Origin of the sequence: Ornithinibacillus massiliensis (assembly GCF_018310345.1) — a bacterium.
Classification (GTDB): Bacteria; Bacillota; Bacilli; order Bacillales; family Amphibacillaceae; genus Ornithinibacillus; species Ornithinibacillus massiliensis.
This window is the reverse complement of the sequence record NZ_JAGXBY010000007.1, coordinates 63,587-82,933: the sequence shown is the minus strand read 5'-3', so window position 1 is coordinate 82,933 and position 19,347 is coordinate 63,587. Positions and strand designations below refer to the sequence as shown.

Below are 19,347 nucleotides of genomic sequence, written 5' to 3'. Positions count from 1 at the left end.
AATAAATTCATTAATCCCCCTTTGGGTAGGTAGATATAAATCTATTTACTGGAAGGGGGTTATTTAATTGCTAATTGAGGAGGCTTTATTGGGCGTCGTATCCGGTATGTTAATCGGGGTTGATTAACGGGGGAAGCAGCTTCTTCTATTGATAGCAGTGCTCCATAACCTTTATCCTCTTCCCCACCGTGATTAGGGCACTGATAAAACTGCTCCGTTATCTTTTTCTTCCTCTCCACGTGATTAGGGCTTTGATAATTGCTCTCTGTTACCTTTTTTCTCCCTCTCCATCTTAATTAGGGCATCGATAATTGCTCTCCGTTACCTTTCTCTCCCTCTCCACCGTTATTAGGGATTTGATAACTGCTCTCTGTTACCTTTAACCTCCTCTCCACCATAATTAGGGCACTGATAACCCTGCTCTTTTACCTTTTTCTCCCTCTCCACTGTGATTAGGGCATCGATAACTGCTATCCGTTACCTTTTTCTCCCTCTCCATCTTAATTAGGGCATCGATAATTGCTCTCCGTTACCTCTCTCTTCCTCTCCATCATAATTAGGGCATCGATAACTGCTCTCCGTTGCCTTTTTCTTCCTCACCACTGTGATTAGGGCATCGATAATTGCTCTCTGTTACCTTTTTCTCCCTCTCCACCGTGATTAGGGCACTGATACCCCATTTTTACCGTTCTCCCCCATCTCACCCGTTATTTTTTTTAGATAACTTCCAACAATAACCGCTCTTATCCAAGAATCCACCTTCATCCTAGATTATTAAATAGATTATAATAGTTAAAGAGAGTTTAATATAATAGCTAAAATCCGCTTTTTTATGCATACTAGAATCTAAATGGTATAAAAACTTTATAAAGTGAGGATATAGGATGATTGCAAAGACTGAAGAAGATTTTAATGGTTTAAAAGAAATTGGAAAAATATGTGGAGCGATTCGAGATGAATTAGTCCACCGTACTAAGCCTGGCATTACGACAAAGGAACTCGATGAAATTGCCGGTGAAATGTTCGAAAAAGCAGGGGCTCAATCTGCACCAAAGGGAGTCTATGATTTCCCAGGCTATACGTGCATTAGCATAAATGAAGAAGTAGCACACGGGATTCCAGGTGACCGGACTATTCAAGAAGGTGACCTGGTTAATATCGATGTTTCCGGTTCAAAAAACGGTTATTTTGCAGATACCGGAATTTCCTTTGTAGTTGGAAATGGAGAGAGCATTTCACAGAAAGTATGTGAAGTTGCCAAGGAAGCATTCTACGCTGGACTAGAAAAAGCAAAACCCGGTTCGAAATTAAGCGGACTCGGAAAAGCTGCACACAATGTAGCAAAACAGCATGGCTTAACAGTCGTTAAAAATCTTACTGGACACGGTATTGGTCGCTCCATTCATGAAGCACCAGACCATATTCTGAATTACTATTCTCGCTGGGATGATGGAATTTTAAAAGATGGAATGGTAATTGCCTTTGAGCCCTTTATCTCTACATTAGAAGAGGAAGTTTTCCAATCAGAAGATGGATGGACTTTCCTAACTGATGAAAGCATTGTGGCTCAATATGAGCATACAATTATTTTGACAAAAGAAGGACCAATTATTACTACATTATAGAACAATAAAATACAGTTGCTATACAACATAAATATTGCAAGTTTATCACGAGCTCAAATAGGCCTCCTCTCTAAACAAAAAGCTCCTGTCCTATCGACAAGGAGCTTTTCATATTAAAAATCATCCGGATTAGATCCAGATCTTTCATTAATATTTAATTCATTGATTTGCTTCATTTCACCATCTGTTAATTCAAAATCAAAGATATCAGCATTTTCGCGAATTCTTTCTGCCTTTATTGATTTTGGAATGGTAATCACATGATTCTGAATGTCCCATCGTAGAATGACTTGTGGTACGGACTTACGGTATTTTTTTCCGATTTCAGTTAACATTGGGTCATCTAGCAGTCTACCACGCTTTAATGGAGACCACGCCTCAAGCTGTATATTCTCTTGTTCACAAAAAGCCTTCAGATCCACTTGAGTCAAATGAGGATGATACTCCACCTGGTTAATCGCAGGCTTCACCTTGCAAACAGCTAGTAAATCGTTTAAATGATGCACATGGAAATTACTAACTCCAATGGCCCGAACTCTACCATCTTCATATAGCTTTTCGAGTGCTCTGTACGTTTCTTTATACTTCCCAGAGACTGGCCAATGAACTAGATATAAATCTAAGTAATCCGTCCCAAGCTTTTCTAAGCTCTCATCAAATGCTTTTAAGGTAGATTCATAGCCTTGTTGATCATTCCACACTTTAGAAGTAATAAACAACTCCTCACGTGGGATTCCAGATTCCCGTATCGCCTTCCCAACTCCACGCTCATTATGATAGAAAGATGCTGTATCAATATGTCGGTAACCATATTCAATTGCTGTACGGACTGCATAGACTACTGTTTCACCGTCCTCTACCTTGTATACCCCTAAGCCGAAACCAGGCATTTTGACACCATTATTTAATACTACTGTATCCGCCAAATTCTTAATCATTCAACAACACTCCCTTCCTCCTAGTAAACTAATTTTATCATGAGTAGTTCGAATTATTACTAATTTACAAGGAGAACAAGCTTTTTTTACTAAAACTACACGCATGATAAAAGCACTAATCTCATACACTGAATATTACTCAGAGGGCGGTTAAAGGCAAAAAACATAGATTGATAGCAACCAAATTTACGCGTAAAAAGGAATCGAATCCAGAAAGCCTACAAGAGCGAATCTCCATATCATAGAAGAAGGAGGAAAGTTCGTGACAAGCTTACAAAGCAAAAGTAGGAATGTCATTAGAATCACCCGATTAGTCTATAGTCAGAAGGAGTTGGAAGAGATTAAACGGAATGCAGCATATAGTGGAGCAAAAATTATTAGTACAACACCAATATACGACGGTGAAATGATATCCGTTATACTAGATCTAGATAAAAATAAAAGACAATTTTAAAGGTGAATTTTTCACTTCTAATAAGATAGAAAGTCTTATAGGGACTGGACCTAATAACAAGAAGGGTCAGTCCCCTTCATTTATTATAAACCCCCTCAAAATAGCAAATTTTATCATAATATTAGCAATTAATAATCTTTCATATGGAAACCTTTACATCAAAAAATACGATTGTCATATTAATTAAATAGTATTACTATTAATAACATCACAATTTTTCGTTTTTCGAAATAATTGTGAAAAAACACAAAGAGAAGGTGTATTTATGTCCCAAATGCTAGCATTAGTTATTGTTGTCTTTATCCTTTTAGTTGGGGATTGGGTCGCCATTAGAACAAAGGCATGGATACCATCTATGTTCATTAGTGCTGTCCTATTCCTTATTGGATATTGGACATTTTTCCCACAAGATATTGTCTCCATCGCTGGTATCCCATCTGCAGTAGCCACGATGCTAATGTATTTGTTAATTACCAACATGGGTACACTTCTTTCCATACAGGAACTGAAAGCCCAATGGAAAACGATTCTTATTGCTATATCCGGAATTGTCGGAATTATCGTATTTTTACTCGGAATTGGTACTTTTATTTTTGGATTTAAAACGATGGTTGTCGCTATTCCCCCATTAATTGGTGGTCTAGTATCCGCAATCATCATGTCTGATGGAGCTAGTGCTGCGGGACTTACTTCTTTAGCTGTATTTGCCATCGTCATCTATGTCATGCAAGGCTTTGCAGGATATCCAATTACATCCATTATGCTAAAGAAGGAAGGAAAAAGACTCCTTCAACAATATAGAAATGGTGAATTAGCAGTAACTGAAAACGTACAAGCAGCTGATAAAACGACTGGATCAAACGAATCTAGTCTGAAACTATTTAAAAATCTACCTGATAAATACAACACAGAATTCTTTAAATTCTTTAGATTGATTATCGTAGCATTCCTAGCATACTTTGTTTCAACACTAGTAGAACCTGTTGTGTCCATTAGTCCATTTGTCCTTTGCTTACTATTCGGTATTATTGGGAAAAGTATTGGCTTTTTGGAAAAACAAGTATTGCAAAAGGCAAACGGATTTGGCTTTGCCATCATGGCTCTGATGCTTTTCATTTTTGACGGATTAAAGCAAGCAACACCAAGTATGATGGCGGAAATTATTCTTCCGCTGCTCGGTTCTATCATTATTGGGGTTGTTGGGATGTACATTTTCTCCTTTATTGCTGGTAAGCTCTTAAAGGTAAGCAAAGAAATGGCCTTTGCTGTTTCGTTAACGGCACTCTATGGATTCCCTGCGGACTACATTATTACAAATGAAGTTATCAACTCGCTAACGAAAGATGAAAAAGAAAAAGAAGTTCTAACAAGCCACATGCTACCACCGATGCTCGTTGGAGGATTTATCACCGTTACAATTGTATCGGTAGTACTAGCAGGCATTTTCGTAAGCTTCTTGTAAATAGATGGAGGAGATATTAACATGAACAATCTACAAGCTCGTATTGAAGCACAAATCGAAACCTTAAGTAATTTCACAGCAACCCCTGGCCAAGGAACAACTAGACTCACATATAGTCAGGAGGACAAACAAGCTCGGGAATATATAAAAGAAAAGATGAAGGAATACGGATTACAGGTTCATGAAGATGGGTTAGGTAACATTTTTGGAAAACTTGAAGGAACGTTAAAAGATGCACCAAGTGTTCTAATTGGTTCCCATTTTGATTCGGTTCCGCATGGCGGATCCTATGATGGGCCTGCAGGAGTAGTAGCCGGACTTGAGGTAGCTGCTTTGTTTAAAGAAAAAGGCGTTAAACCTAAATATCCCCTAGAAGTGATCGCCCTTATTGAGGAAGAAGGTGCTAGATTTAGTGGTGGATTAATGGGCTCCAGAGGAATCACTGGTTTACTTAGTGAAGAGGAATTTTTTAAGCTAACGGATTCTAATGGGATCACTACAGTAGATGCAATGACTGAAATCGGCCTTAATCCATCACTTCCGAAAAAGAGAGATCCAAAAACAATCAAAGCTTTCTTAGAATTGCATATTGAACAAGGGCCTATATTAGAAGATAAGAAAATCCCGATCGGGGTAGTCAAAACAATCGTCGGTCTAACTCAATTTGAAATCACAGTAGAAGGTCAGGCAGGACATGCAGGGACAACTCCAATGAATCGCCGGGCTGATGCTTTAGTAAAAGCAGCACAGATTATCAGCCAATTACCTGCTCTGGCAATCGCAGAAGGTGATGGTACCGTGGTAACTACCGGAAAACTAAATGTATTTCCAAACGGTTCTAATGTCATCCCGAAAAAGACCGTCTTCACCGTAGATATACGTTCTGGTAAAGAAGAGCATATCCAAAATGTAATTCGTAAAATGAACAATTTAATTGAATCCAATAAGGAGGATGGAATTCAAATTACGACTACCCAACAATTATATATGGAGCCTAAAGTAATGAATCCGACCATTGTTAATCTATTAAAACAAACTAGCGATAATTTAGAGATTCCGTATTGTTTCATTAATAGCGGAGCTGGTCATGATGCAATGGTACTTGCAGAAGTGACCGATGTGGGTATGCTATTCATTCCTAGTAAAAATGGACTTAGCCATACCCCGGAAGAATGGTCTGACTCCTTGGATATTACTAGAGCGGTTGAAATTCTATTTGAAACTGCCAAGAAATTAACGGAGGTAGAGGATCATGATTAATGAAACGATAAAAAAAAGCATTTTACAATACAGGGAAGAATTAACTGCCCTTCGTAGGAAACTTCATAGCGAACCTGAACTTTCTTGGGAAGAATACAATACAACCAATTTTGTTTGTGATTACCTCGGTCAATTAGGAATTTCTTATCGTAGAGCAGAGCCAACTGGTGTAATTGCTACTATTCTTGGGGGAAAACCAGGAAAAACCGTAGCATTAAGAGGTGATATGGACGCCCTTTCCGTTGAAGAATTAAATCAAGCTTTACCATATGCTTCTAAGTACCCCGGAAAAATGCACGCCTGCGGCCATGACGCCCATACTGCTATGCTATTGATTGCAGCTAAGGTGTTAAATGAAAGAAAAGCCGACCTGCCCGGCAATGTACGGTTATTATTCCAACCAGCTGAGGAAGTAGCAGAAGGAGCGAAAGCATTCGTTAAGCAGGGGGCTGTCGATGATGTAGACAATGTCTTTGGCATTCACATATGGTCGCAAATGCCGACAGGGACAGTATCCTGTACAGCAGGACCTTCCTTTGCCTCTGCTGATTTATTTAAAGTAACCTTCAAAGGGAAAGGTGGACACGGAGCACTTCCTCATGCCTGTGTCGATACAGCTATTGTAGCCTCTTCCTTTGTCATGAATGTGCAAAGCATTGTATCAAGAACGATCGATACACAGCAACCAGCTGTAGTGACCATCGGAAAAATGGATGTCGGTACCCGCTTCAATGTCATTGCCGAAAATGCCGTAATCGAGGGAACCGTTCGATGCTTTGATCCCGAAGTACGGGACCATATCGAAAGCCAGCTCCAGCACTATGCAGATCAGGTAGCCGCTTTATATGGGGCGACCGCAAAACTAGAATACACCCGAGGAACACAAGCCGTTATTAATGATGAGGAAAGTGCTAAGCTGGCACAAAACATCGTACATGAAGCTTTTGGAGAAAACGCATTGTATCACGAAAAGCCAACCATGGGTGGCGAAGATTTCAGCGATTATTTTAAAAAGGCACCTGGTTGCTTCGCACTTGTCGGTAGTGGTAATCCAGAAAAAGATACCGAATGGGCGCATCATCATGGAAAATTCAATATCGACGAGGACGCTCTTGTCGTAGGGGCAGAGCTTTATGCTCAGTATGCATGGGGATATTTAAATAAATAGTAATGCATAGCATACATCACACGGTCAGTTCACCTGAAATGAGGTAGGGCTGACCTGTTTTTTTGGTAGATTGAAAGGAAGTGTGTATTAAAACTTACACTATTCATTTGACAACCCCATTTTATCTGGTCTTGCTTTTAGGTTTGGATAGTTTAATACTACTATTAATCAATTCTCTCCACTCCCTCTCGACTTTGAATAATTAACTGCTTTTATTAATCAATATCTCTAATATCCCAGATTGTTTTAATCGATTGAACACTTCTATCAATCATTCCGCCTACTCCACAAACAGTTTTTAATCAAACGACTATTTAAATCCTTACTCGCATCCCCTTCCTACTAGATTCATATGCCCCTAATGCAACCTCTAATGCTTTCAGTCCATCATCCCCAGTGATAAACGGCTCCCGACCAGTTTCAACACATGCCACAAAATCTTTGATTAAGGCTAAATCCATATCACTACCATATAAAACATAGGTTAGTGGTTTACGATCATTTGTATATAGACGGAAATATTCCCCAAAGGCATCCGCACTCACTGTCTGTTTAGTACCAATAACTTCGATTGTTGCATCTCCCCATATCGGATATTCACGAAGTCTTGACCAGCTTGCATCATGTGAGGCGATGACACCATTTTCAAACTCCAATGTAAGTAAACCCGCATCATCCATATTAATGTTATTAAAATACGTATCTACTAACGCATTAACCTCTACCACTTCCTTCCCTAGGAACCAGCGCATAATATCAATCATATGTACGGTATGGTCTAATACCGCTCCCCCTCCACTTAACGCGTTATCAATAAACCATCCCCCTGGATTTTGACCACGATTTGTGGTGCGAAAAGCCACAATATCACCTAGTACTCCTGCATCAATTAGCTCCTTTAAATGAATGATAGGTTCACTAAATCGTACAGGAAAAGCTATTTGCAATATAACGCCATTCTCCTCGCATACTTTTATCATCTCTTTTGCATCATCTAGATTCGTAGCAATTGGTTTTTCACATAAAATATGCTTCCCGCAAGCCGCTGCCTTTAGCACCATCTCTTTATGACGTACATTTTCACTACAAATAATGACAGCCTCCATATCGAGTGCAAGGAAGGCATCTTGATCGATATAATGCATTGTCTTATAGTTAGCGGCTACCTCCTTCCCACGAGAGATATTATCATCCCATATCCCGACTAGTTCTACATTTTTTAAACTTCTAAGGCAGTCTGCATAACGAAAGGCATGCATATGAGCAAAACTCATGATTCCTATTTTCATGATTCCTATCCCCCCATTTCAATCTGCTTCTGATAAGTATTAAATGTCCCTATCACTAACTCGTACTTCTTGGAGTGAGTTAAAATAGAATCTATCCGATACGAAAGAGGTAACTTATTCCCCCCAGGTTTCAATGATGTTCGTTCATCACTATGAAATTCTATCATCTTCAAAGCACCACTCCATTCTATTTGAATAGATTCATCACCAGAGAATGTATATTCAATATGAGCGATTACCTTTTTATATTGAACCATCAAAATAACATGATGTGGTACAACATCTTCATTGCTACGCTTCAATACAAGATTTCCTGGCTGACCAAAGATAGATTCCAGTACACATAAATCACTCGTAATAATAGCACTGTTTACTGCTTCATCTACCACTCGCCTAAATCGAAACACACCAGAAGGACTTCCATCCTCTATTATTCTCGCTTTTATTTCTTGGAAAAATGGATATAAACTAAGCTCATGATAAATAAATGCTTGATCATTTACAATCGAATCTAGCAAGCTAGCTGGAACAAATACATCATGCTCTCCCAATTCGTCCCATGAAACGTCATGCCAATCCATTAATACTGCTTGATCACTAACGCCATCTAGCGAACGAACAACTTCTCTATCCAATTGAACCTTTTTTAAATTTGCTATAACAACTTTCACCATAAAAACTCCTCCTATCCCACATGAAAAGGAACAGGAAACCATCCTGTCCCAATTTAAGCCGCTTTCTGTTTCCGCTGCAACAGAACCGCAACGATGACAATGACACCTTTAAATGCTTCTCTTAAATAAGGTGGTACACCAAATAGATTTAATAAATTATTCATAACAGCAATAATCAGCATTCCATATACTGTCCCAAGAATAAACCCTCTTCCTCCAAGCATATTTGTGCCACCAACAACCGCTGCAGCAATTGCATCCATTTCCATCCCTCTCCCCGCATTAGAGAAGTCCATCGAACCGATACGAGATACTTGAATAATCGCAGCAATCGATACGAGAAGCCCCATTAGGCTATAAACACGAAGCTTCACCTTATTCACATTAACACCAGATAGCTTAGCTGCCCGTTCATTAGACCCAACCGCAATAATCTGCCGCCCGAATATAGTCCGCTTCGATACGTAATAGAGAATTGCCGCAATAATAATCCAATAAACAATTGGCATAATCATATAATTACCAATCTTAAAACTTGAAATCTGTAAAAATTCTGTTGGAACGGTTGTATTATATCCTTGGGCAAAATGCTGGGTAACACTTCGAAAAATCATCATCGCACCCAATGTAGCAATAAATGGCGGAACCATTCCCTTTGTAATGGTAACACCGATTAAAGTGCCTAATAAATAGCCAAAAGCCATCACGAGAACAACGGTTAGTATAATAGCCGGAACTCCAGTGATACCAACTGAACTAAGAATTCCCTGTGCCCCAGTATCTAATAAATACATAGCAAAAGCACCTGTAATAACTAAAGTAGAACCAACTGATAGATCAATTCCCCCTGTCATAATGACAAAGGTCATCCCTAACGCAACAATTCCAACACCTGCATTATTGCGTAGAATATTTATCCAGTTATTCGTCCAAGCTTGGAACCATTCACCGAAGGAATTATAGTCAAATCCAAGTGTCAATGTTTGTAATATAACCATAATAATAAGGGCAATAAGAATACTAAATAACGGATCGTTCTTCCATTTCCACTTAATCCATCTAATGAATGTTCTATTCTCTGTTATATCCCCTGTACTATCTACCTTAGGTTCCATTTCTGGTTTCATTTCGGATGTACCCCCTTTACTTCCTCAAGCTTCCCGCCTGTAGCCAGCCTCATAATGGTATGTTCATTCATTTCATCACCTGTGACTTCCCCTTGAATTACGCCATGATACATAACCAATGCTCGATCACATACACGAATAATCTCTTGTGCTTCACTAGATAAAACGATGACTGCAATATTTTCTTCCGCTAGTTTTAAAATAATATCGTAAATATCCTCCTTGGCCCCTACATCTACTCCTTGTGTCGGATTATCCAATATAAGAACCTTAGGATTGGCAGCGAGCCATTTCGACAGGACGACTTTCTGCTGATTCCCTCCTGAAAGGCTTGTAATACTATCGGTTAATTGGTCCATTTTAATCCTCAGATTATCTCGGTGGCCTTCAAACATTTGTTTATGTCTTGCTCGATTGATCACACCCCGCTTCGCAAACTTAGGCCACGTAACAATCGATGCATTTTCAAGAATATCCATATCCTTTATAATCGCGTTCTCCTTCCGATTTCTTGGAAGATAGGCAATTCCTTGTTTAATTGCTTGATATGTACTACGAATGGTTACTTCCTCTCCATTCAAAAATATTTTTCCTAACGTATACTGTTCAGCCCCAAAGATAGCTTGAAATAATTCACTTCGCCCATCACCAAGAAGACCTGTTACTCCTACTATTTCACCAGCATGTATCGAAAAGCTTATATCGCGAAAGTGGTGTTCCTCTGTTAAAGCTTCAATTCGCAACACCTCTTCCCCTATTTCTTCTTTATCCTTATCTCTTCTTAATGATTCTGTCCGCACATCAAAGCCAACCATAAAGCTAGCTAATTCGTTTTTCGTAACATTTTTTACAGTACCTTCAGATACCAATTTTCCATCTCTTAACACAACATAACGATTACAAATTTCCATTACTTCATTTAATTTATGAGATATAAAAATAATGCCAACACCGTGTTCTGCGAGTGTTCTCATCATCCCAAAGACTCTTTCAATTTCAGATTCTGTTAAGGATGTAGTAGGCTCATCCATGATAATAATAGAGGCATTCATCATCATAGCTCTGCAAATTTCAACGATTTGCTTATAAGACGCATCTAGCTCCCCTACCATCTTCCCAGGATCTAGATCCACATTCATTTTGTTAAACATCTCGTTTGTTCGGTCATACATCTGATTTAAGTCTAAACTTCCATGCTTCGTCCTTAATTCTCGCCCAAGAAACATATTTTCATAGACAGGTAAATCATTGATAAGATTTAATTCCTGATGAATAAAAGCAATTCCCGCTTCCATAGAATCGACAGGCGAATGGAATGCTATCTCCTCGCCATCCACCAGTATAGTTCCTGCATCCATCGGAATAATACCACCAAGGATATTCATCAACGTCGACTTACCAGCCCCATTCTCACCAAGCAATGCACAAATCTCTCCCCCCTTTAACGAGAAGGAAACATCCTTCAACACATCATTACTTCCGAAGGATTTAACTATATTTTTCATCTCAATTCTCATGCCATCACTTCCAAGTAATTTTATAAAAAAAGCTATAAAAAGAAACTATGAAATAAAAGTCTTCATTTATCCGGTCTAGCTTTTTCATACCAAGTAAGAAAATGGACCAATTAGAAAGAAGAGGATGGAAGTGTGCTAAATGAAATGCAAAATCCAAATTTATACCCCAACTCCGGAAAATATATCGTTACCACTGAAAATAATGCATGGTGATCCTTACCAGTCGATAGTCCAATATATATCCGATAACTATTACGAATACTAACTTAAGCGTTAGGGTTTTCCTTTCATCTACCTGCTGCTTTCCAGCCTCTTCTTGTTCACTTATTTCATCACGTTAGATAAATTAAATCCCAAATCGCAAGTGTACCAGACAACATTTTAATAAGGAGACTCTGCATCCAGAAACTCTTCATAATTATCCCGATCTACTACAGTAGTAGGAATAATTGTCTCCTTCTCTACATCCTCACCCTTTAATATCTTAACTGCTGTATCCACTGCATCCTGAACCATCGCCGGGCTATAAAGCGCAGATTGAATCCAAATGTCCTCATTCTCTGGCATCATGTTAAAATACTCTTGCATGCCACCACCACCTGTTACTACTTGGATATCCGATCTACCAGCCTCATCAATTGCCTGTAATACACCAATCGAAGTCTCATCATCTAACGAGAACACGGCATCAATATGATTTAAGCTTGTTAGAATATCAGCAAAATCCTTCAAACCATCTTCTCTCGTAAATTGTGTCGCATACGTATGCAGGTTTATATCTGGTGCAATCTCTTCGATAGTGTCCAGAAATCCTCCTGTTCTTAGTTCAGATACAGAACCAGATGAAGGCACTTCTAGAATAACAACTTCACCTTCCGTTCCAATCTTATCTACAATATAGTTAGCACCTTGCACACCCATATCATAGTTATCACCTGCAACACGATAGACATCATCCACATCAATGACGATATCGAAATTCACTACTTTTATTCCTTCATCTAATGCACGTTGAATCGGAACTTCCATTCCTTCCCATTGTGGGAAAGCTACTATTGCCTCAGCTCCCCATGTAATAAGATCATCTAATTGGGAAGTCATTTCTGATGCGTCACTACTCGTATAAATTTGATACTCTATTTCATCAGATAATTCTTTCGCACGATTTTCTGCATGATAAGCTACAGCCGCTACCCAACCGTGTGTAACAGCAGGTGCAAGAATACCGACTTTGTACTTATCGCCAGTACCCTCATCCCCTGACGTATTGTCAGCTCCACAGGCAGCAAGCACTGGCACTATGACTAGCACAAGTAAAATAAACACCTTCACAAACTTTCTCATTTCCTAACCCCCTAAAATATAGTAAAAATAATGAAACCAATGTTTATCAAACCTTTACTACTTGATTCGTCTTCAGTGATGTCTCTACTGCCTCTAGAAGCCTTATGACATATAAAACATCTGCTAACGGAACAATGCTATTTACTTGATTATTTTCTATGCAATCTATAAAATAACGAAGCTCTGCTTGGAACGCATTTTCTTGTTGAATTAGGATATCTGTTTTACTTCCTTCATCATAAACAGTAAAGTTGCTTCCTTTAATCTGATCAATATTCTCTGAAGCCTTCAGTTCGAAATCGATTGTTTGCTTGCTCCCTTGAATGCGAAAAGCCATTGTAAATGGGTAACCTTCTGGCATTCGATGAGACGCTTCGATAAATGCCTTTGCTCCACCTTTAAAAGAAAGCGTTGTCATTATATGATTCCATGCACCAAACGGATTCTGTGTTCCTACTGCGTACACGCTGTCAACTTCGCCAAGCAAGTAATAAACGAAATCGATATCATGTAAATGTAAATCGTATAAAGCGCCACCACTTTTTTCTGGATGTTGGAACCATGTACTCCATGAAGGCAATTGCCCTAGACGCCTAGCGTGAACAATCTCCACATGATCTACATACTTTTTTCCCTGATAATCCTTAATTGTTTGATACTCAGGCCAAAATCTCAGCACCTGCCCAACAAATAATCGCACACCATGTTGTTGAACTTCCTCATAAATGCGATCTGCACTGGCCTTTGTGAGAGTTAGTGGTTTCTCACAAATAATATGCTTCTTTGCTTGTGCTGCTTTTATGATAAACTCTTCATGTAAATACGTAGGCACGCATAAATCTATCACATCGATAGATTCATCATTTAATAACGCATCGTAATCTGAAACGAAAGGAATTGATGAGCACGCTTTCGCATCATGTTTATGTTTTGTACAAATAGCGGCAACCTTTACATTCTCCATTTGCCGATAAGCCTCAAGATGACTTTTTCCAATAAACCCTAGTCCTACAAGGGCTACTCTCTTCATTGCCTTCACTCTTTCAATCTAGTTTTTTTGATGACTGATGAAGGATTTTTATTCTGTATGTAATCCATTACAATAGTAAGGGAATTTTATCCTTGAAGTATTTTTTCAATTACCTTCAATGATGCAATCGCCTCTCGACTCGTAACAGGGGAAGCTTTCTCATTTACAATACAATCAATGAATGCATCAATGACACCCGTACTAGTTTGATTATCATTGGTTTGTAGCTGCTCCATTTCATATTTCACAACCGTTCCATCACGCATTTCTACAATCAGCTGTGCATTGGGGTCGTGATAGAGTTTAATTATTCCTTTTTGACAGTAAATCGTTGTGGAATTATCCTCTACTCCATAATAGGTCCAAGAAAAAGTGGCCGTCCCAAGCCTACCTTGTTTCGTTTTTAGCGCACAAACAACATTATCTGGAACCTCGATAGGATTTCCATTCTCATCTACTTTATCAAGTGAACCGGAAAAGGATTTTACATCTACAATTTCATCATCAAGTAGCCAATGAATGAGGTCAATCTTATGAATCCCTAAATCACCTGCAACCCCAGAATAGGAACGATCCTTTTGGAAAAACCAGGTTGCATTCGATTTCGTAACGCCCCAGCTTTCTGGCCCCTCATGTCCGAAGGTAGTTTTAAATGTTAAGACCTCACCCAATTCTTTATTGGCAATGATTTCTTTTGCTTTTATATGTGCCTTAGTAAACCGTTGATTATGATCAAGCATGAGGATTTTTCCTGACGTTTTCTCTGCTTCGACAATTTCTTCTGCATGTGCCACACTTATAGCTAGTGGCTTTTCACACAATACATGCTTGCCCTGCAAAAGCGCTTTAGTGGTATGAATGTGATGGGCTTCATTAGAGGAGCAATCACTAATAGCAACGATGGAAGGATCATTTAACAGCTCCTCTAAACTCGTTGCAACCCGCCCGCCAAACGCTAAAGCAAGACTCTCTGCACGCTCGATATTTCGATCATAAAAAACAATCTCCTCCACATGTGGATTCGCTTTATATTCTGGAGCATGTCGGAACCTTGTAATAGATCCGCATCCGATGATACCTACATTAAACCCCATCAGCAAAACCTCCCTCTTTGGTGAAAATCACTGGTACTATCCCATCGTGGATTCACGAATAATTAATTCATGATCCAATACGATATTTTCCACCCGCTCCCCCTTCATACTATTCAACAGCATATCTGCTGCCGTACAGCCCATGTTATACATTGGCTGGGATACCGTTGTTAGAGTCGGGTTCGTCATACTTGAAAAACTAATATTATCAAAACCGACAACTGCAATTGGCTCCATCGCTCTCAATTCCATATTGATTGCCTTCAATGCGCCTATAGCCAATGTATCAGAAACCGCAAACACTGCAGTCGGTTTTTCTTCTTGTTGAAGTAGCATGCGCATCGCATGAACACCATGCTGAAAATCTAATCCCTTCGTATGATATATCCATTCCTCACGAATTGGTAAACTAAATTCCTTTAACGCTCGCTCGAATCCTGCACGTCGTTGTCGAGCATAGAGAAATTTTTCATCCGAATTGATTAGCGCAATCTTTTCATTGCCAAGCTGAATTAAATGCTTTACCGCTTGATAAGCAGCTAGCTCACTATCAACGGTCACATATGGAATACAACCACCCTCTTCATATTCACTACAAAGGATGACGGGATGGCTTTCCGCTAATTCTTTTAGTTTTTTCATATTGATGGTTGGATCCATCGAAATTACACCATCAGCAAGCTTGTTCTTTACCATATTAAAGTAAATATTTTCTCGCTCTGGTCTTGAATCTGTTTCACATAACAGAATATTATACCCTTTAGCAATCACCGTATCTTGAATGCCGTTAATAATTTCGGAATAAAATGGATTAGAGAAGGTCGGTAATAATACTAAGATAAGACGACTCTCTGAATTTCGTAAATTCCTTCCTAGCATGCTCGGTTGATAATTTAATTCTTTGATCGCGCTCTCCACTTTACTTCTAGTTTTTGGTGATACGGTAGGTGCATTATTTAATACCCTGGACACCGTTGCAACAGAAACACCTGCCCGCTCGGCGATTTGATGTATATTTGCCATGATGATTCCTACTTTCAGTTCATTCTAAATGTAATCGATTACAATTTGATTGTAGAGTTATAAGAATTGTTTGTCAATAATGAATTGACTATTTTTTTATAAAATTATATTGATTTTGATTACTTTTATGTATAATGAATGTAACGGATTACATTTTTAGGAGGTTTTTTACATGAAGTTAGGCGTCTTTACCGTACTATTTTCCGATAAAAGTCTTGAAGATATGTTAGATTATGTTGTCGCAAAAGGAATCGAAGCAGTCGAGTTAGGTACAGGTGGATACCCAGGAAATGCTCACTGCTCATTAGATGAACTACTAGATGACCAAGAGAAGCAAGCGGATTTTCTAAATAAGATTAATGATCGCGGATTGATTGTAAGCGCTTTAAGTTGTCATGGTAACCCACTTCACCCACAAAAACAGATCGCAAAAGAAGCAGATGAAACACTGACAAAAACAATTAAACTAGCTAGCCAACTAGGTATTCCAGTAATCAATACCTTCTCAGGCTGTCCAGGGGACCATGAAGATGCAAAATACCCAAACTGGCCAGTAGCACCGTGGCCAAATGACTTTCAAGAAATTTTAACGTGGCAATGGGAACAAAAGCTCATTCCTTATTGGAAGGAAAAAGCAGCCTTTGCCGAGAAGCATCATGTAAAAATTGGTCTTGAACTCCACGGGGGATTTTCTGTACATACACCTGCAACACTATTACGACTACGAGAAGCATGTGGACCGGCCATTGGAGCAAATCTGGACCCAAGTCATATGTGGTGGCAAGGCATTGACCCAATTGAGGCCATTAAAATACTTGGTAGGGAAAATGCTATTCATCACTTCCATGCCAAGGATACGATTATCGACCAACCGAATACGAACAAAAATGGCTTAACCGATATGACCCCCTATTCTGACATGCAAAATCGTGCATGGTATTTTCGTACAGTAGGATTCGGTCATGACGGAAAAGAATGGGCTGATATGATTAGCACACTTCGCCTTTACAGCTATGATTACGTTGTAAGTATTGAACACGAAGACGGACTAATGTCGATAGAAGAAGGCTTCACAAAAGCCATCCAAACCTTAAAAGCCGTTATGGTGAAAGAGTCTATTGAAGATATGTGGTGGACGTAATATCGTACTAACAACCTTTTCATTAACAATGAGAACAGCCTACTAGTCCCATGAAGTCATGGGGAAACCGGTGGGCTGTTTGGTGAGCTTACAGTAGTTTTAAAAATCTCTACGCTGCTCTTTCCTTTAATAAATCTTCTATGGTTCGAAAAATGCCAAAGCCATCCGCCGTACACACATACTAAACCAAACATAAAAAGACACCAACTGCCGTAGTGGTGTGAGCAGTTCGTGTCCTTTTATCTTAAGTAGGGGGTATATATCATAAACCAGAAAACAACTAATGAAGAGTAATCCTTACTACAATTTATATTATAAATACCATTTATTAGTAGAATATAAACCCTCTGTAAACTCTTTGTTAACTATTACAATTTAGTAGATCTACTAGACGGAACTAAAATAAACTCTTGGCCATCATGGATTTTCTATACATGGATAGGTTTCATATCAAGCAAAGTAATATGTATTCAAACACTACTATGAATTTTTATGAAGCACATTCAAATTGAGTGATTTTTTTCACTTCATGTATAATGGAGAAGGGGGCTTCACATGAATGTCACATTTAACATCGCAGGAGATCAATCCATTCTAGTTACTTTCTCTCGACAACATATTCGTAATGAAACTAGTAAATCCGTTCGAAAACTTGCAGAGCTCGTTGAACAAAAAAAGGTAGTAGGAATGGAAGAGGTAATTCTAGGTTATTCCAGCCTACTCGTTCACTATAATCCAATGAAAATTACCTATGAGTCCATGCTTCAAATACTGAAAGAGCTCCTTCAGCAAATCGACTTATCCAAAAGAGAACAGACTAACCAAGTTGAAATTCCTGTCTTATACGGCGGAGCGCTTGGTCCTGATTTAGCTGACGTAGCCCATTACCATAATTTATCTGAAGAAGAAGTGATTCGAATTCACACCACTCCTAGCTATACTGTAAACTTCTTAGGATTTACACCAGGGTTCCCATTTTTAAGTGGCTTATCTAGTAAAATCGCAACTCCTAGACTAGCAAACCCACGGGCACGGATTCATGCAGGGAGTGTTGGGATTGCCAACAACCAAACCGGTATCTATCCAGTAATTAGTCCAGGAGGTTGGCGATTAATCGGCCATACGCCAATAACTTTATATGACCCACAACGGAATAATCCTTTTTTACTCTCACCTGGTGACAGGGTTACATTTAAAGCAATTACAAAGGAAGAACATGATCAACTCATTCGCCAACAACAAGGTGGTGGTTCCTATATTTGAAGTATTGAAACCCGGTCTTCTCACGACCATACAAGATTTAGGTAGAAAAGGCTATCAAAAATATGGTCTCGCAGTCTCCGGCGCAGCGGATTCCTATGCACATCGAATAGCAAATCTTCTCGTTGGAAACAGAGAACAGGAGGCAACAATAGAAACAACGTTAGTCGGCTTACAATTAAAGGTACTGAATAATATGGTCATCGCCATCACCGGTGGTAATCTACAACCCGAAGTAAACAATCAACCCGCCCCGATGTGGACTTCATTCCCTATTCAAGCAGGCGATATACTGAAATTTAATGGAAGTTTATCCGGATGCCGTGCATATATTGCTGTGGCTGGAGGGATTAACGCAGAAATGGTAATGGGCAGTAGAGCGACTGATATAATTGGCGGAATAGGCGGGATAGAAGGAAGAGCCTTAAGAAAAGGCGATATCATTGAAACCTATCCCCGAATTTCTAACTGTCCTTTTAGAAGAAGATTACTGCCAAGCCTAATTCCGGAATATCCTAACCATATCAAGATTCGCGTTGTACTTGGCCCTCAAGATGATGCATTTACTATGAGGGGGATCAATACGTTTCTCTCCTCTGAATATACAGTATCAATAGCTTCAGATCGGATGGCCTGTCGTTTGGAAGGACCAGCTATCGAGCACAGGAACGGTGCTGATATTGTTTCAGAAGGATTATTCCAAGGAGCCATACAAGTTCCACAAAATCGCCAACCCATCCTTTTCCAAGTAGGTAGGCAAAGTGTAGGCGGCTACACGAAAATTGCCGGAGTCATCAAGGCAGATTTTCCTAAGGTAGCACAGCTTAGACCTAAGGACTCGATTACGTTTGAATGTGTTACGCTAACGGAAGCACACGCGATACTTCGTGAACAAGAAAAACTGTTCCAACAATTAAATGCAGGCCAGTACTAAAAAGGAG

At 39.2% G+C, this 19,347-nt stretch carries 18 protein-coding genes; 8 read left to right on the top strand and 10 right to left on the bottom strand.

Going from position 1 to position 19,347, the window contains the following annotated elements:
• Positions 1 to 59: 59 nt before the first annotated feature.
• The gene (locus KGF86_RS17145) at positions 60 to 239 is read right to left on the bottom strand and encodes a hypothetical protein (protein WP_211742553.1); all 180 of its coding nucleotides are present in this window, start codon (positions 237 to 239) and stop codon (positions 60 to 62) included.
• A 645-nt stretch (positions 240 to 884) separates the two neighbouring features.
• Between KGF86_RS17145 and map the strand changes: the two genes are divergently transcribed.
• The gene (gene map, locus KGF86_RS17140; protein ID WP_211742552.1) at positions 885 to 1,625 is read left to right on the top strand and encodes a type I methionyl aminopeptidase; all 741 of its coding nucleotides are present in this window, start codon (positions 885 to 887) and stop codon (positions 1,623 to 1,625) included.
• Positions 1,626 to 1,738: 113 nt separating this feature from the next.
• Here map and KGF86_RS17135 read toward each other — a convergent pair whose 3' ends face one another.
• Complete coding sequence (locus KGF86_RS17135) at positions 1,739 to 2,563, bottom strand: aldo/keto reductase (protein ID WP_211742551.1); 825 nt, start codon at positions 2,561 to 2,563, stop codon at positions 1,739 to 1,741.
• 262 nt (positions 2,564 to 2,825) lie between these two features.
• Between KGF86_RS17135 and KGF86_RS17130 the strand changes: the two genes are divergently transcribed.
• The 4 genes from KGF86_RS17130 to KGF86_RS17115 all read left to right on the top strand — a co-directional run bounded on the left by KGF86_RS17130 (position 2,826) and on the right by KGF86_RS17115 (position 6,907).
• Complete coding sequence (locus KGF86_RS17130; RefSeq protein ID WP_186870727.1) at positions 2,826 to 3,017, top strand: hypothetical protein; 192 nt, start codon at positions 2,826 to 2,828, stop codon at positions 3,015 to 3,017.
• A 265-nt stretch (positions 3,018 to 3,282) separates the two neighbouring features.
• Positions 3,283 to 4,479: a hypothetical protein gene (locus KGF86_RS17125; RefSeq protein WP_211742550.1), complete on the top strand. Its 1,197-nt coding sequence runs from the start codon at positions 3,283 to 3,285 to the stop codon at positions 4,477 to 4,479.
• A 21-nt stretch (positions 4,480 to 4,500) separates the two neighbouring features.
• Positions 4,501 to 5,739, top strand: a complete 1,239-nt coding sequence (locus tag KGF86_RS17120; RefSeq protein ID WP_211742549.1) for a Zn-dependent hydrolase — start codon at positions 4,501 to 4,503, stop codon at positions 5,737 to 5,739.
• The gene (locus tag KGF86_RS17115) at positions 5,732 to 6,907 is read left to right on the top strand and encodes an amidohydrolase (RefSeq protein WP_211742548.1); all 1,176 of its coding nucleotides are present in this window, start codon (positions 5,732 to 5,734) and stop codon (positions 6,905 to 6,907) included. The genes KGF86_RS17120 and KGF86_RS17115 overlap by 8 nt, the downstream gene beginning before the upstream one ends.
• A 314-nt stretch (positions 6,908 to 7,221) precedes the next feature.
• On the opposite strand, the gene KGF86_RS17110 is transcribed toward KGF86_RS17115, so the two are convergent.
• The 8 genes from KGF86_RS17110 to KGF86_RS17075 all read right to left on the bottom strand — a co-directional run bounded on the left by KGF86_RS17110 (position 7,222) and on the right by KGF86_RS17075 (position 16,005).
• Positions 7,222 to 8,196: a Gfo/Idh/MocA family protein gene (locus KGF86_RS17110; protein ID WP_186870723.1), complete on the bottom strand. Its 975-nt coding sequence runs from the start codon at positions 8,194 to 8,196 to the stop codon at positions 7,222 to 7,224.
• 5 nt (positions 8,197 to 8,201) lie between these two features.
• Positions 8,202 to 8,870: a hypothetical protein gene (locus tag KGF86_RS17105; protein WP_186870722.1), complete on the bottom strand. Its 669-nt coding sequence runs from the start codon at positions 8,868 to 8,870 to the stop codon at positions 8,202 to 8,204.
• Positions 8,871 to 8,923: 53 nt separating this feature from the next.
• Positions 8,924 to 9,997 carry an ABC transporter permease gene (locus tag KGF86_RS17100; RefSeq protein WP_186870721.1) on the bottom strand — a complete coding sequence of 358 codons (1,074 nt, stop codon included), beginning with the start codon at positions 9,995 to 9,997 and terminating at the stop codon, positions 8,924 to 8,926.
• Positions 9,994 to 11,514: a sugar ABC transporter ATP-binding protein gene (locus KGF86_RS17095; protein ID WP_186870720.1), complete on the bottom strand. Its 1,521-nt coding sequence runs from the start codon at positions 11,512 to 11,514 to the stop codon at positions 9,994 to 9,996. Before KGF86_RS17095 ends, KGF86_RS17100 begins: the two co-directional genes overlap by 4 nt.
• Positions 11,515 to 11,895: 381 nt before the next feature.
• Positions 11,896 to 12,858, bottom strand: coding sequence for an ABC transporter substrate-binding protein (locus KGF86_RS17090; protein WP_211742547.1), 963 nt, complete (start codon positions 12,856 to 12,858; stop codon positions 11,896 to 11,898).
• Between the two features lie 46 nt (positions 12,859 to 12,904).
• Positions 12,905 to 13,888 carry a Gfo/Idh/MocA family protein gene (locus tag KGF86_RS17085; protein ID WP_211742546.1) on the bottom strand — a complete coding sequence of 328 codons (984 nt, stop codon included), beginning with the start codon at positions 13,886 to 13,888 and terminating at the stop codon, positions 12,905 to 12,907.
• A gap of 86 nt (positions 13,889 to 13,974) precedes the next feature.
• The gene (locus KGF86_RS17080) at positions 13,975 to 14,982 is read right to left on the bottom strand and encodes a Gfo/Idh/MocA family protein (protein ID WP_186870717.1); all 1,008 of its coding nucleotides are present in this window, start codon (positions 14,980 to 14,982) and stop codon (positions 13,975 to 13,977) included.
• A 36-nt stretch (positions 14,983 to 15,018) separates the two neighbouring features.
• Complete coding sequence (locus KGF86_RS17075) at positions 15,019 to 16,005, bottom strand: LacI family DNA-binding transcriptional regulator (protein WP_211742545.1); 987 nt, start codon at positions 16,003 to 16,005, stop codon at positions 15,019 to 15,021.
• Positions 16,006 to 16,177: 172 nt separating this feature from the next.
• Here KGF86_RS17075 and KGF86_RS17070 point away from each other — a divergent pair, with 172 nt between their 5' ends.
• The 3 genes from KGF86_RS17070 (at position 16,178) to KGF86_RS17060 (ending at position 19,340) form a co-directional block, all read left to right on the top strand.
• Positions 16,178 to 17,146 carry a sugar phosphate isomerase/epimerase family protein gene (locus KGF86_RS17070; protein WP_211742544.1) on the top strand — a complete coding sequence of 323 codons (969 nt, stop codon included), beginning with the start codon at positions 16,178 to 16,180 and terminating at the stop codon, positions 17,144 to 17,146.
• 555 nt (positions 17,147 to 17,701) lie between these two features.
• Positions 17,702 to 18,409 carry a 5-oxoprolinase subunit PxpB gene (gene pxpB, locus KGF86_RS17065; protein ID WP_211742543.1) on the top strand — a complete coding sequence of 236 codons (708 nt, stop codon included), beginning with the start codon at positions 17,702 to 17,704 and terminating at the stop codon, positions 18,407 to 18,409.
• Entirely contained in the window at positions 18,393 to 19,340 is a 948-nt protein-coding gene (locus KGF86_RS17060; protein WP_343221477.1) for a 5-oxoprolinase subunit C family protein, read from the top strand. The genes pxpB and KGF86_RS17060 overlap by 17 nt, the downstream gene beginning before the upstream one ends.
• The last annotated feature ends 7 nt before the right edge of the window (positions 19,341 to 19,347 follow it).